Annotated in this window: 14 protein-coding genes; 9 read left to right on the top strand and 5 right to left on the bottom strand. The window is 66.5% G+C overall.

Annotated features, from left to right (window positions below; all coding sequences use genetic code 11):
- The first annotated feature begins 6 nt into the window (after positions 1 to 6).
- Entirely contained in the window at positions 7 to 375 is a 369-nt protein-coding gene (locus AC07X6_RS26065) for a helix-turn-helix domain-containing protein (protein ID WP_230539645.1), read from the top strand.
- Between the two features lie 15 nt (positions 376 to 390).
- On the opposite strand, the gene AC07X6_RS26070 is transcribed toward AC07X6_RS26065, so the two are convergent.
- From AC07X6_RS26070 to AC07X6_RS26085, 4 genes are all read right to left on the bottom strand, one after another.
- Positions 391 to 1,122, bottom strand: coding sequence for a hypothetical protein (locus AC07X6_RS26070; RefSeq protein ID WP_494792879.1), 732 nt, complete (start codon positions 1,120 to 1,122; stop codon positions 391 to 393).
- A complete protein-coding gene (locus AC07X6_RS26075) occupies positions 1,122 to 1,694 on the bottom strand; it encodes a hypothetical protein (RefSeq protein WP_494792880.1) in 573 nt (190 codons plus the stop codon). Before AC07X6_RS26075 ends, AC07X6_RS26070 begins: the two co-directional genes overlap by 1 nt.
- A 79-nt stretch (positions 1,695 to 1,773) precedes the next feature.
- Positions 1,774 to 2,061 (bottom strand): putative quinol monooxygenase, encoded by a 288-nt coding sequence (locus AC07X6_RS26080; RefSeq protein WP_494792881.1) that lies wholly within the window; start codon positions 2,059 to 2,061, stop codon positions 1,774 to 1,776.
- Positions 2,062 to 2,192: 131 nt separating this feature from the next.
- Positions 2,193 to 3,113 carry a LysR family transcriptional regulator gene (locus AC07X6_RS26085; RefSeq protein WP_494792882.1) on the bottom strand — a complete coding sequence of 307 codons (921 nt, stop codon included), beginning with the start codon at positions 3,111 to 3,113 and terminating at the stop codon, positions 2,193 to 2,195.
- A gap of 149 nt (positions 3,114 to 3,262) precedes the next feature.
- Between AC07X6_RS26085 and AC07X6_RS26090 the strand changes: the two genes are divergently transcribed.
- The 6 genes from AC07X6_RS26090 to AC07X6_RS26115 all read left to right on the top strand — a co-directional run bounded on the left by AC07X6_RS26090 (position 3,263) and on the right by AC07X6_RS26115 (position 9,434).
- On the top strand, positions 3,263 to 4,477 hold the full coding sequence (locus AC07X6_RS26090; RefSeq protein WP_474291607.1) for a 3-hydroxybenzoate 6-monooxygenase: 1,215 nt from the start codon (positions 3,263 to 3,265) through the stop codon (positions 4,475 to 4,477).
- Positions 4,474 to 5,526, top strand: coding sequence for a gentisate 1,2-dioxygenase (gene gtdA, locus AC07X6_RS26095; protein ID WP_494792883.1), 1,053 nt, complete (start codon positions 4,474 to 4,476; stop codon positions 5,524 to 5,526). Before AC07X6_RS26090 ends, gtdA begins: the two co-directional genes overlap by 4 nt.
- Before the next feature lie 21 nt (positions 5,527 to 5,547).
- Positions 5,548 to 6,255 carry a fumarylacetoacetate hydrolase family protein gene (locus AC07X6_RS26100; RefSeq protein ID WP_494792884.1) on the top strand — a complete coding sequence of 236 codons (708 nt, stop codon included), beginning with the start codon at positions 5,548 to 5,550 and terminating at the stop codon, positions 6,253 to 6,255.
- A gap of 66 nt (positions 6,256 to 6,321) precedes the next feature.
- Positions 6,322 to 7,677, top strand: coding sequence for an MFS transporter (locus tag AC07X6_RS26105; RefSeq protein ID WP_494792885.1), 1,356 nt, complete (start codon positions 6,322 to 6,324; stop codon positions 7,675 to 7,677).
- Positions 7,674 to 8,318, top strand: a complete 645-nt coding sequence (maiA, locus tag AC07X6_RS26110; protein ID WP_494792886.1) for a maleylacetoacetate isomerase — start codon at positions 7,674 to 7,676, stop codon at positions 8,316 to 8,318. Before AC07X6_RS26105 ends, maiA begins: the two co-directional genes overlap by 4 nt.
- A gap of 24 nt (positions 8,319 to 8,342) precedes the next feature.
- A complete protein-coding gene (locus AC07X6_RS26115; RefSeq protein ID WP_494792887.1) occupies positions 8,343 to 9,434 on the top strand; it encodes a porin in 1,092 nt (363 codons plus the stop codon).
- 14 nt (positions 9,435 to 9,448) lie between these two features.
- On the opposite strand, the gene AC07X6_RS26120 is transcribed toward AC07X6_RS26115, so the two are convergent.
- Positions 9,449 to 10,921 (bottom strand): efflux transporter outer membrane subunit, encoded by a 1,473-nt coding sequence (locus AC07X6_RS26120; protein ID WP_494792888.1) that lies wholly within the window; start codon positions 10,919 to 10,921, stop codon positions 9,449 to 9,451.
- Positions 10,922 to 11,014: 93 nt separating this feature from the next.
- On the opposite strand from AC07X6_RS26120, the gene AC07X6_RS26125 reads away from it, so the two are divergent.
- Positions 11,015 to 11,635, top strand: a complete 621-nt coding sequence (locus AC07X6_RS26125) for a TetR/AcrR family transcriptional regulator (protein WP_494792889.1) — start codon at positions 11,015 to 11,017, stop codon at positions 11,633 to 11,635.
- A gap of 82 nt (positions 11,636 to 11,717) precedes the next feature.
- Positions 11,718 to 12,807 (top strand): efflux RND transporter periplasmic adaptor subunit (locus tag AC07X6_RS26130; protein ID WP_494792890.1); only part of this gene is annotated, 1,090 nt, incomplete at its 3' end.

Genomic DNA, 12,807 nt, shown 5'->3' on the forward strand with positions numbered 1-12,807 from the left:
AAGATGATGCACATCAAACCTATCCGTACGGAAGATGATTACCGCGCCGCGTTGCTGGAAGTCGAGTCCTTGATGTCGGCCCGGCTCGGCACCCCCGAGGGTGACCGTCTGGATGTGCTCGCCACGCTCGTGGATGCCTATGAGACGCGCCACTTTGTCATGGAATTTCCTGACCCAGTCGACGCCATCAAATTCAGCATGGAGCAGAAGTCGCTGTCGCCGAAGGATCTTGAGCCGATGATAGGGCGCTTGAACCGCGTTTACGAAATTCTCAATGGTACGCGCCAGCTGACCTTGCCGATGATCCGCCGCCTGCATGAGGAACTGGGCATTCCGGCCGAGGTACTGATACGGCCTGCGGCAGCCCAGGCATAGTTGCCAGGCCTGCCTTTACACCGTATTGCGCCGCAACCCCGCTTCCCGCACGAACACCTGCAACGCCGGCATGGTCTGCTGGTGCAGCGCTTCCAGTTCCGTGCGCAACGTGGGTGTGATGGCCAGGTTGCCGTTCGCCTGCTGGCGCACGGGCAGGCCCAGCGCCTGCGCCATTTCCACCGGGTAATTCGTGAAGTCGCCATACGGGCGCTTGCCGTCGACGGACGGCGTGGGCCAATAGCCTTCGGCCAAATAGTCTTCCGCCTCCATACCCAGCATGTCCAGCGGCATCCACGATTGCTGGCGCAGCAGCGTCAGATGCCGCGCAGTCAGGGTGAACGGCGCCTTGCCGTTGGCATAGCTGCCCGGTTTCAGGTCGGCCATCTGCACGAAATGGGGCAGCAGCAGCGCCGCTTCCATCAGCCGTTGCGCGGCCAGCGCCGCATCCTGGCTGGCGATCGCTTGCATGGCCAGTTTCAGGGTATCTCCCTTGCCCAGCGGGTACGCCGGATTGAGCATGGGTGCGCCATTTTCCACAGGCGACCAGCCGATGTTGAAACGCCGTATCAGCGCCAGATGCTGCACATTGAGCACGGTGGGCAGCGGTGCGTCGAGGGTGGCCACGATGCGCTGGCGCACGGCGCGCGGCAGGCCGTTGTCGGCCGCGCGCGCAAGCACGGGCGAGCACAGCAGGGCGCCGGCCAGGCGCAGCAGCTGGCGCCGCAGGGGCAGGATCAGGCGCGCCATCACGGTGCCGTCAAGTCCTGGCGCTGGAATTCGATGCGGTTTTCCTGGTAGGTCCACTTGGTATAGGGGCCGAACACGCGCCGGTTTTCCTTGCTGTCGGCATTCGATTGCTCGCGCTTCATGCGCCGCACGAGGGCGGTATCGACCAGCGGTTCGGTCGTCGTGCCGAACACTTCGTGGCGCACGCTTTGCTTGGCGTCGGCGCCGCGCGAAATGATGGTGAGCTTGCGCGTGGCGGGATCGAAGTACAGGCGCATGGCAAACGTGTTCATGTCCTGCAGGTACAGGCCATCGTCGCGCTGCTGGGCATAGAAATAGTCGCCGCAGACGGCCTTCGGCTCGCGTTTCCACTCGCAGGACAGGACGATCAGCAGATGCCGCTCATCGAGTTGCCTGACCGAGATGCGTCCCTTGGAATAGCCCCAGTTGCTGGGCGGTACGGTCTTCGACGAGAGCAGATTGTATTCGCCCACCAGCTTGGTCAGGGGAAGGGGCGCTTGGGCGAAGGCGCCAGCGCAGAGTGTCAAGGCGGCTGCCGCTGCGGCGCCGCGTATCGCGGAAAGTGTCGTCATGATGGCCATAAAGAAAAGTTGCCACATTATAGATGGCAACTTGCCAAGATGGCCGCGCGCTTGCGCAGCGCGCCGCTTGTTACTTGAGCTTGCTCAGTTCCGCGATGTCGATCTTTGTTACCTTGTCGCCCACGGCGGCGACCAGGGTCTTGAAGTGGGGCGTCGCTTCATGCGCCGTGTGGCCTGCCTTGTCCATCCATTCTTCCAGCATGATGAAGCGCGTGGGAATCTTGTTGTCGAGGTGCAACTCGTAGCGCAGGCAGGCGCCTTCCGCGCGGCTCGGCGGCACGACGGCTTCCAGGGCGGCGCGCACGGCGTCGATATGTTGGGCTTGGGCATCGATGGTGGCGACGATGATCAGGGTCATGCTGGTCCTTGTAGAGTGGGGGACGATGCAGCTTAGCGCAGTTTGCCCATTCTTGCCCGCCATGCCCAGTCTGGCTGCGCCGAAACAGTTTCCGCCGCAGCCGGAAAATCAAGCCGAACATACCGGAAAAATTAGCCGATTGGCAACGCTGTCGCGTCGCCGGCCCCAAACAGCTGCGCCATGGTCTGGCGCAGCCAGCGGTTCGACGCATCCTGGTGGTAGCGCTCGTGCCAGTGCTGCTTGACTGAAAAGCTGGGCAGCTGCACGGGCAGGGGCAGGATGCGGAACGCTTCGTGGTCCTGCATTTGCAGCGCGTAGCGGTACGGTACCGTGACGATGTACTCGGTTTCGGCGACGATGCGCGACACGCCCAGGAAGCTGGGCAGTTTCAGCACGATGCGCCGCTGCACGCCGGCCGCCGCCAGCACTTTTTCCACGATGGAGTGGCCCGTGCCCGAGCTTTTCACTTCGATATGCCCCTCCTGCAGGAACTCTTCCACCGTAATCGTGTCGCGGATGCGCGGGTGGCCGCTGGCCACCAGGCAGACGAAATGCTGGTCGAACAGTTTCTGCTGATAAAACCCCGATTCCAGGTGCGGCATGAAGCCCACGGCCAGGTCCACTTCGCCGCCCTCCAGCCGCGCCGGCGTGTCGGTGGCGATCTTCGACACGTCCAGCGTGATGCCGGGTCCCGTCTGCTGCAGGTGGTTGAGCAGGGTGGGCAGCAGCACGATTTCGCTGATGTCCGTCATGCAGATGGCAAATTCGCGCGTGCTGGCGGCCGGGTCGAACACGGGCTGGTCGGCCAGCGCATGCTGCCAGGCGGCAATTGCCGCGCGCACATCCTGCACGGCGTTTTGCGCGCGCGGCGTCGGCTCCATGCCTTTCGAGGTGCGCGCGAACAGGCGGTCGCCGAAATGCGTGCGTAATTTCCCCAGGCCGATGCTCACCGTCGACTGGGGCAAGCCCAGGTTTTCCGCCGCGCGCGTCACGTTGCGGCTTTTATAGATCTCGTCAAAGATGAACAGCAATTCGATATCGAAGCGCGACATAAGAGGATTCCACTATTATTTAAAAACGTGATTGTGGCTATTGTATTCCATCGCTTTACCAAATATTGACCTGTCGGCACACTGCTTGCCATACCAAGAGCACAGCAAACGTGCTGAACGCAAGCACACAGATCAATTGGAGGAGAGAAATGGAAACTAACCACAAGCCGTCCGTGCTGATCGTCGGCGGCGGCATCGGCGGCATGGCCGCCGCGCTGTCCCTGTCGCGCCTGGGGCTGGCCGTCACCGTGCTGGAACAGGCATCGACCCTGGGCGAGATCGGCGCCGGCATCCAGCTGGCGCCCAACGCCTTCGCCGCGCTCGACGCGCTGGGCGTGGGCGAGCGCACCAGGGCCCGCGCCGTGTTCACGGAACGCCTGGTGATGATGGACGCCGTCGACGCCACCGAAGTGGGCACCTTCGTCGTCGACGCGGCCTTCCGCCAGCGTTTCGCCAACCCCTACGCCGTGATCCACCGCGCCGACATCCACGGCGCCATCCTCGACGCCGTGCGCACATCGCCCCTGATCACGTTTGTCACATCCTCGCAGGTGACGGACGTGGCGGAAGATGCCGACGGCGTCACCGTCACGGACGCGGCGGGGCGCAGCTTCCGCGCCGATGTGCTGATCGGCTGCGATGGCGTCAAGTCCGTCATCCGCGAGCGCATCGTGGGTGACCAGGTGCGCGTTTCCGGCCACGTGGTGTACCGCGCCGTCGTGCCGGCCGCCGACATGCCGGCCGACCTGCGCTGGAACGCGCCCGTCGTCTGGGCCGGTCCGAACTGCCACCTCGTGCACTACCCGCTGCGCAACGGCGAGCAATACAACCTGGTGGTGACCTTCCACAGCCGCGAGCAGGAAGCGTGGAGCGTCACGGACGGCAGCAAGGAAGAAGTGCTGTCCTACTTCGACGGCATCCATGCGCAGCCGCGCCAGCTGCTGCACAAGCCGACCAGTTGGAAACGCTGGAGCACGGCCGACCGCGACCCCGTCGCCAACTGGAGCACCAGGCGCATGACCTTGCTGGGCGATTCGGCCCACCCGATGCTGCAATACCTGGCGCAGGGCGCCTGCATGGCGCTGGAAGATGCCGTGACCCTGGGCGAAGCCGTGCGCGCCTGCGACTTCGACATGGCCGCCGCCTTTGCGCTGTATCAAACCTCGCGCATCGCGCGCACGGCGCGGGTCGTGCTGTCGGCCCGCGAAATGGGCCGGCTGTACCACGCCAAGGGCGTCGAACGCCTGGTGCGCAACGACTTGTGGCGCGGCCGCACGCCGGCGCAATTCTATGAAGCGCTGGCCTGGCTGTACGGCTGGACGGCGCAAACCTGCCTGGCCGCCACCGAAAAGGAGGCAGCATGACTTCCCAGCAAACGCCTGAACGCGAGGCTTTATATGAGGCCCTGAGCGGCATGCATCTGTCGCCCCTGTGGCAATCCTTGCACACGCTGGTGCCGCCCCATCCGACGGCGCCGTATGCGGCGGCCCTGTGGCGCTATGCCGATATCGCGCCGCAGCTGGCGCGCGCCGGCGAAGTGATCACGGCCCACGAAGCCGTGCGCAGGGTTCTCGTGCTGGAAAACCCGGCCTTGCCGGGCCGCTCGTCGATCACGCAATCGCTGTACGCGGGCCTGCAGCTGATCCTGCCCGGCGAAGTGGCGCCATCGCACCGCCACAGCCAGTCCGCGCTGCGCTTCGTCGTGAGCGGGCAGGGCGCCTATACGACGGTGGCGGGCGAGCGCACCACCATGCACCCGGGCGACTTCATCATCACGCCGTCGTGGACCTGGCATGACCATGGCAATGTGGGTATCGATGGCGTCTGCGAGCCTGTCGTCTGGCTCGATGGCCTCGACATTCCCATGCTGCGCTATTTCGATTCCGGTTTCGCGGAAAACGATACGCAGGACAGCCAGACGGTCAGCCGCCCGGAAGGCCAGAGCTTCGCCCGCTACGGCTACAACATGGCGCCCGTAAAACCCCTGCACCAGGGCGCCACCTCGCCCATCTTCAACTACCCGTATGCCCGTTCGCGCGAGGCGCTGGAACTGCTGTCGCGCACGGACGCCATCGACGGCTGGCACGGCTACAAGCTCAAATACGTGAACCCGCTGACGGGCGGCTCGCCCATGCCGACCATGGCCACCTTCATGCAGCTGCTGCCCAGGGGTTTCAAGGGCAAGCGGGCGCGCAGCACGGACGGCACCATCTACAGCGTCGTCGAGGGGCAAGGCACGGTGACGATAGGCGGGCAGGTGTTTGATTTCGCCCCGCGCGACACCTTCGTCGTGCCGTCGTGGGCTCTTGTCTCCTTCGACTGCCCGCAGGAAGACGTCGTGCTGTTCAGTTTTTCCGACCGCCCCGTGCAGCAAGCGATGGGCGTGCTGCGCGAGCAGTTTTTGACCGATTGATTTTTTTCACAGGACTTCACCATGACCAACTTCATCTTCGCCCCCCAAGCCATCGCCGGCCTGCCCATCGTCGGCAGCGACAGCCAGTTCCCCGTGCGCCGCATCTACTGCGTGGGCCGCAACTACGCCGCCCATGCGCGCGAAATGGGTTTTGACCCGGACCGCGAACCGCCATTCTTCTTTTGCAAGCCGAATGACGACAAGTCCGTCGTCCCCGTCTTCCCCGGCGTGACGGCCACGGTGCCGTATCCGGCGCAGACGTCGAATTACCACCATGAGATCGAGCTGGTGGTCGCCATCGGCAAGGGCGGCAGCAATATCGCCCTGGAAGACGCGGCTTCGCACATCTTCGGCTATGGCGTGGGCCTGGACATGACGCGGCGCGACCTGCAGATGCGCATGCGCGAGCAGGGCCGTCCCTGGGAAATCGGCAAGGCCTTCGACTATTCGGCGCCCATCGGCGCGCTCACGCCGATTGCGGCGTCCGGCGAGATCAGCACGGGCGCCATCGTGCTGGAAGTCGACGGAAAAATCGTGCAGACGAGCGATTTGACGCACCTGATCTGGTCCGTCAATGAAGTCATCGCCAACCTGTCGACCCTGTTCGAGCTGCAGCCGGGCGACATCATCATGACGGGCACGCCCGAAGGCGTGGGCGCCGTCACCGCCGGCCAGACCATGGAGGCGCGCATAGACGGTTTGACGCCGATCAAGGTCGCCGTGCAGTAAACATCCCGGGGCCAGCGCGGCACAGACCGCGCAGCCCAAACGAACAATAACAACGGAGACAAGATAATGACTACCCACGCCGGCACCGACGTCCAGCACTTCCTCGACAGCCACCCGTTTTCCCGCTACCAGAAGCTGATCCTCTGGCTATGCTTCCTCATCGTCGCCATCGACGGCTTCGACACGGCCTCGATCGGCTTCATCGCGCCCGCCATCCGCGCCGAATGGGGCTTGACGCCCGCCGCGCTGGCGCCCCTGTTCGGCGCGGGCCTGTTTGGGCTGATGGCAGGCTCTTTTCTGTTCGGCCCCCTGGCGGACCGCTACGGCCGCCGCCCCGTGCTGATCGTCTCCGTCGCGTTTTTCGGCGCGGCCAGCCTGCTTTCGGCCTGGTCGACGGATCTGACGATGCTGCTGGTGCTGCGCTTCTTGACGGGGCTGGGCTTGGGCGGCGCCATGCCCACTTCCGTGACCATGACGTCCGAATACTGCCCGCAGCAGCGCCGTTCCGGCCTGGTCACCATGATGTTCTGCGGCTTTACCATCGGTTCCGCGCTCGGTGGCCTGGCCTCGGCGCAGCTGCTGCACCTGATCGGCTGGCGCGGCGTGCTGATGCTGGGTGGCGCCTTGCCGCTGCTGCTGGTGCCCGTGCTGCTGCTGGCGCTGCCCGAATCCTTGCGCTGGCTGGTGCTGAAAGGCCGCGACGGCAGCCAGACCATCATGCGCCGCATCGCGCCCACCGTGGCCGCCTTACCGCGCCTGGTCGTCAGCGACAAGAAGCTGGCCGGCTCGCCCATGGCGGAACTGTTCCGCCCCGGCGTCATCGGCGGCACCTTGCTGCTGTGGTCCACGTTTTTCATGAGTTTACTGATCATCTATCTGCTGTCGAGCTGGATGCCGACTTTGCTGAACGGCAATGGCCTGTCCCTGTCGAATGCCTCGCTGGTGACGATGATGTTCCAGGTGGGCGGCACGGTCGGCGCCATCTTGCTGGGCCGCTGGATGGATCGCTACAGCCCGCATAAAGTGCTGAGCATCGCCTACCTGGCCGCCGCCGGCTGCATCGTCGTCGTGGCCTTGTCGGGCAGCAGCCTGGCCTTGCTGGTGCTGGCCGTCTTTGGCGTGGGCTTTGGCGTGAGCGGCTCGCAAGTGGGCGCCAATGCGCTGGCCGCCGCGTTTTACCCCACGTCGAGCCGCGCCACGGGCGTCAGCTGGGCCGCTGCCGTGGGCCGCAGCGGGTCCGTGCTCGGTTCCATGGCCGGCGGCCTGATGCTGACCCTGAAACTCGATAACGAAACCATCTTCTTTTTGCTGGCCATTCCGGCCGTGCTGGCATCCCTGGCCTTGCTGGCCATGGGACGTTTGATGCGCGCCCGGACTGCGGCCGGCGCCGTTCCCGCCCCCCTGAAAGAGAGCACCGTATGAAATTGCATGGCTATTACCGCAGTTCCGCGTCCTACCGCGTGCGCATCGCGCTGAACCTGAAACAGCTGCACCCCGACACGGCCTATGTGCACCTGAGCCGCAATGGCGGCGAGCAGTTCACGCCAGCGTTTTCCAGCCTGAACCCGCAGCACCTGCTGCCCGTGCTGGAGGATGGCGGCGCCGTGCTGACGCAATCCCTGGCCATCATCGAATACCTGGACGAGACGCAGGCGGGGCAAAAGCTGCTGCCCGCCGATGCCCTGGGCCGCGCCCGCGTGCGCCAGCTGGCCATGGTGTGCGCCTGCGACATCCATCCGCTGAACAACCTGCGCGTCCTGAATTACCTGACGGGGCCCCTGGCCCTGTCGCCGGAGCAGAAGAACGCGTGGTACCAGCACTGGACCCATCTGGGACTGGCCGCGCTGGAAGCGGAGCTGGCGCAAAGTCGGCACACGGGCCGCTTCTGCCATGGCGACACGCCGACCCTGGCCGATTGCTGCCTGGTGCCGCAGGTGTACAACGCGCGGCGCTTCCAGTGCGACCTGACGCCGTATCCCACGATCCTGCGCATCGTCGCGCAGTGCGAGGCGTTGCCGGCGTTCCAGCAGGCGCATCCGGATACACAGCCAGACGCAGAATAAAAACCACAAAAAACGGAGACAAGCATGAGAAAAATCAACGCCATCACCATGGCGCTGCTGGGCGCGTGCGCCTGCGGCACCGCATCCGCGCAAAGCGGCGTCACCCTGTACGGAGTGCTCGATAGCTCCGTGGCTTACACGAGCAATGTCAATGCGGCCGGCGACAGCCAGGTGAAAATGCCGACGCTCACGGGCTCATTGCCGTCGCGCTTCGGCGTCAAGGGCGTGGAAGACCTGGGTGGCGGCCTGCAGGCGATCTTTGCGCTGGAATCGGGCTTCGGCGTCGACACGGGCATCGCGGGGCAGGGCGGGAGACTGTTTGGCCGCCAGTCGTGGGTGGGCCTGAAGGGGCGCTATGGCAGCGTGATGCTGGGGCGGCAAATGAATATGTCGTTTTGGGCCACGCAAAAGTCCGACATCATGGGTCCGGCCCTGTTTTCCATCAGCAGCCTCGATCTGTACCTGCCGAATGCGCGCAGCGACAACGCCATCGGCTACCTGGGCACGTTCTCGAACGTGACGGTGGGCGCCACCTACAGCCTGGGGCGCGACGCCTCGGCGGCGGGCGGGCCGGCCGCCACGGGCTGCGCGGGCGAATTGGCGGGCAATGCGAAGGCTTGCCGCCAGATTACGGCCTTGCTGGGCTACGACACGGGCCGCTACGGCGCCACGGCCTCGTACGACATCCTGTACGGCAACGCGGGCGCGGCCAACGGCCTCACGTCGAGCCGCCATTTCGACCGCCGCGTGATCGCCAGCGCCTACGCCATGGCCGGCCAGCTGAAAATCGGCGGCGGCATCATCGACCGCAGCATCCGCGCCGCCACGGGGCCAGTCGATTCGCAACTGCTGTATGTCGGCGCCGCGTATCCGCTGGCGCCCGCGCTGGTGCTCGACGGGCAGCTCGCCAGACTGGCCATCAAGGACAGCCCGAACGATGCCACCCTGGCCACCGCGCGCCTGACGTATCACCTGTCCAAACGCACGGCCATCTACGCCGCCATCGGCCGCATGGACAACGACGGCGCGGCGGCCGTGGCGCTGGACGCGGGCGGCACCGTGGGCGCGGGGCGTACGCAGAACGGCGTGATGGCGGGGATGCGCCACTTTTTCTGAGCGCCGTCCCGGCTTTACCGCGCCGCCAGGGCCGCGGGCGCGGGCGCCTGCCAGCCGCCGCCCAGCGCCTTGTAGGTGGCGACCGCCGCGCGTGCGGCGGCCGTTTGCGCCTGCGCGCGCGCATCCTCGGCCTGCAACAGCTGGGCGTCGGCCTGCAGCACATCGTGGCGGCTGGCCGCGCCCTTGTGGAAGGCCGCCAGCGCCGAGGCGCGCGCGTGCTCCAGCGCAGCGACGCCCTGCGCCAGCAGACCTGCCTGCTGTTCGTATCCGAGCAGTGCCGAACAGGCATTCTCCACGTCTTCCGTGGCATGCAGCACAGCGAGCCGGTAGGCCGCCAGCAGCTCGGCTTCCTGGCCACGCGAAGCCTCGATCTGCGCATCGATGCGGCCGAAATCGAACAGGCGCCAGCGCAGGCCCAGCATGCCGGCGGCCTGGCCGGAGCCGCTGCCGAACAGAGCGCCGCCGGCCGTGGCGCTGCCAAACAAGGCGCCAAAATTGAATTTCGGGTAGTACTCGGCAACGGCCGCGCCGGTGCGCGCGCTGGCGGCGGCCAGGCGCCGCTCGGCGGCGATCAGGTCGGGCCGGCGCCGCAGCAGTTCGCCCGGCGCACCGCCGCCCGCGATGCGCGGCGCGGCCGCGATGATGCCGCTGGCGGGCAGTTCGTGGCCATGGGTGCCGGGTGCCGCGCCCAGCATCACGTCGAGCGCATGCAGCGCCACCTCGCGCGCCGTTTCCAGGCCGGGAACGGCGGCGCGCGCCTGCGCCAGCGATGCTTCGGCCTGCCGCAGGGCCGGCTCGTTCGCCAATCCCTTGTCGTATAGCAGCGTGGCGAGTTCCAGCAGCGCCGCGTCGGTGTCGACCTGCCGGCGTGCGAGGTCGAGCCGCGCCTGCAGACCCTGGATGGACAGGTAAAGGTCCGCCGTTTGCGCCGCCACGGCCAGGCGCGTTGCGGCCCATCCAGCCTCGCTGGCCTCGTAATCGGCACGCGCCGCTTCACGTTCGCGGCGCAGGCCGCCGAACAGGTCGAGTTCCCACGACGCTTGCAGGTTCAATTCCCGCGCGCTGCCGGCGCGGTCATAGCCTGGCGTGGCGTTCAGGACCTGGCCCAGCGGCGTTTGCACCGACTGGTAGGCGCGCGCCGCCTGGCCGCCGATGCTGGCCGACGGCAGCAGCGTGGCGTCGGCCGCCCCGGTGGCGGCGCGCGCCTGCCTGACCCTGGCCTGCGCCTGCTCCAGGTCGAGGTTTTGCGCCAGCGCCACCGTTACCAGACGGGTCAGGCGCGGATCGCCGAAGGCCGTCCACCACTGCCGCAGTTCGGCAGCGTCAGCAGTGTTGGCACCCTCGCGCGCGCCGAGCGCTGCCTGGTGCAGATACTGCGCCGCTTGCGGCATTTCGGGCCGGCGGTAGTCCAGGCCAGCAGTGCAGCCGGTGGCGGCAAGGCCGGCGGCGATCAGCAGAAAGGGGAGGCGCAGGCGAGGCAATGGCATGGTGGTCTTCCAGTTCAAAAGAGAATAATGAGTGACTATAATGCATATTGGTCACTTATTGTGCATTCCGTCGCGGCGCGTTAAGCTGTCGCCATGAATTCCACCACACCCGACACACCAAGCCCGGCACGCGGCCCCGCCGGCCACGACGTGCGCGACCAGATCGTTGCCGCCGCCACCGATTACTTCAGCCGCTACGGCTATGAAAAGACGACTGTTTCCGACCTGGCCAGGGCGATCGGCTTTTCCAAGGCGTATATCTACAAGTTCTTCGAGTCCAAGCAGGCCATCGGCGAGCATATCTGCGCCAGCTGCCTGCGCCAGATCGAAACCGAGGTAAGAAGTGCGGTGGCGGCGGCCGGCCAGCCGCCTGAGCAGCTGCGGCGCATGTTCCGGGCCAGCGTCGAGGCCAGCTTGCGGCTGTTTTTCCAGGACCGCAAGCTGTACGACATCGCCGCCTCGGCCGCCACCGGGCGCTGGCCTGCCGTGCAAGCCTACGAGCTGGCCATGGGCGCCTTGCTGCAGGATATCTTGCTGCAGGGGCGCAAGACGGGCGACTTCGAGCGCAAGACGCCGCTCGACGAGACGGCCAGCGCGATCTACCTGGTGATGCGCCCCTACGTCAATCCCTTGCTGCTGCAACACAGCGTCGACAGCAGCGAAACGGCGGTGCTGCAACTGTCCAGCCTGGTGTTGCGCAGCCTGTCGCCATAGCTTCGCATTAATTTGTGACTGTTGACTTATTTGGTCACTGGTACCAGAATGAGAATCCTGATCACTCATTCATGGGATTCTTATGCGCTGGCGCCGCCTCGCTTCATCTGTAGTCATCTCCACCTTGCCCCTGGCCATGAGTGCCTGCGCCGACAAGGCGCCGTCCGATCCGCGCACCGCCGCGCCGCTGGTGCGCGCCGTCCCGGTGCAGGGCGCCAAAGCGGGCACGCGCAGCTTCACGGGCGTGGTCGCGCCGCGCGTGCAAAGCGATCTTGGTTTTCGCGTGGCCGGCAAGGTGCGCGAACGGCTGGTCGACGCCGGCCAGGCCGTGCGCCGTGGCCAGCCATTGATGCGCCTCGACGCCGACGACCTGCAGCTGCTGGCGCAGGCGCGGCAGGAGTCCGTCACGGCCGACCGCGCCCGCGCGCGCCAGGCGGCGGACGAGGAAGCGCGCTACCGCGACTTGCGCGGCACCGGCGCCATCTCGGCATCGAACTACGACCAGGTAAAGGCGGCGGCTGACGCTGCCGGCGCCCAATTGAAGGCGTCCGAAGCCCTGGCCGGGGTGGCGCGCAATGCGCTGCAGTACGCGCTGCTGCTGGCCGACGCCGACGGCGTCGTGATGGACACCCTGGCCGAACCGGGCCAGGTGGTCGCGGCCGGGCAGGTGGTGGTGCGCCTGGCCCATGACGGCCGGCGCGAAGCGGCGATCCAGCTGCCGGAAACCGTGCGCCCCGCGCTCGGCTCCACGGGCCAGGCCATCCTGTTCGGCAGGCCCGGCGCCGGCGTGCCGGCCACCTTGCGCCAGCTGGCGCAGACGGCGGACCGGCAAACGCGTACCTTCGAGGCGCGCTATGTGCTCGACGCGGCGCTCTCAAACGCACCGCTTGGCGCCACCGTCACCCTGCGCCTGCCCGGCGCGCATGCCGCCAGCGGCACCGTGCAAGTGCCGCTGGCGGCCCTGCACGATGCGGGCAAGGGGCCAGGCGTGTGGGTGATCGCCGGTACGCCGGCGCAAGTGGCCTGGCGTCCGGTGAAGGTGCACGGGCTGCACGATGACGGCGCCGACGTCGGTGGCCTGAAGGCGGGCGAACGCATCGTCGCGCTGGGCGCCCATCTGCTGCACCAGGGGGAGCGGGTCAGGGTCGAACCGGCGCCCGCGGGCGCCGGTT

Source organism: Janthinobacterium sp. GW460-12-1-14-LB5 (assembly GCF_059423585.1).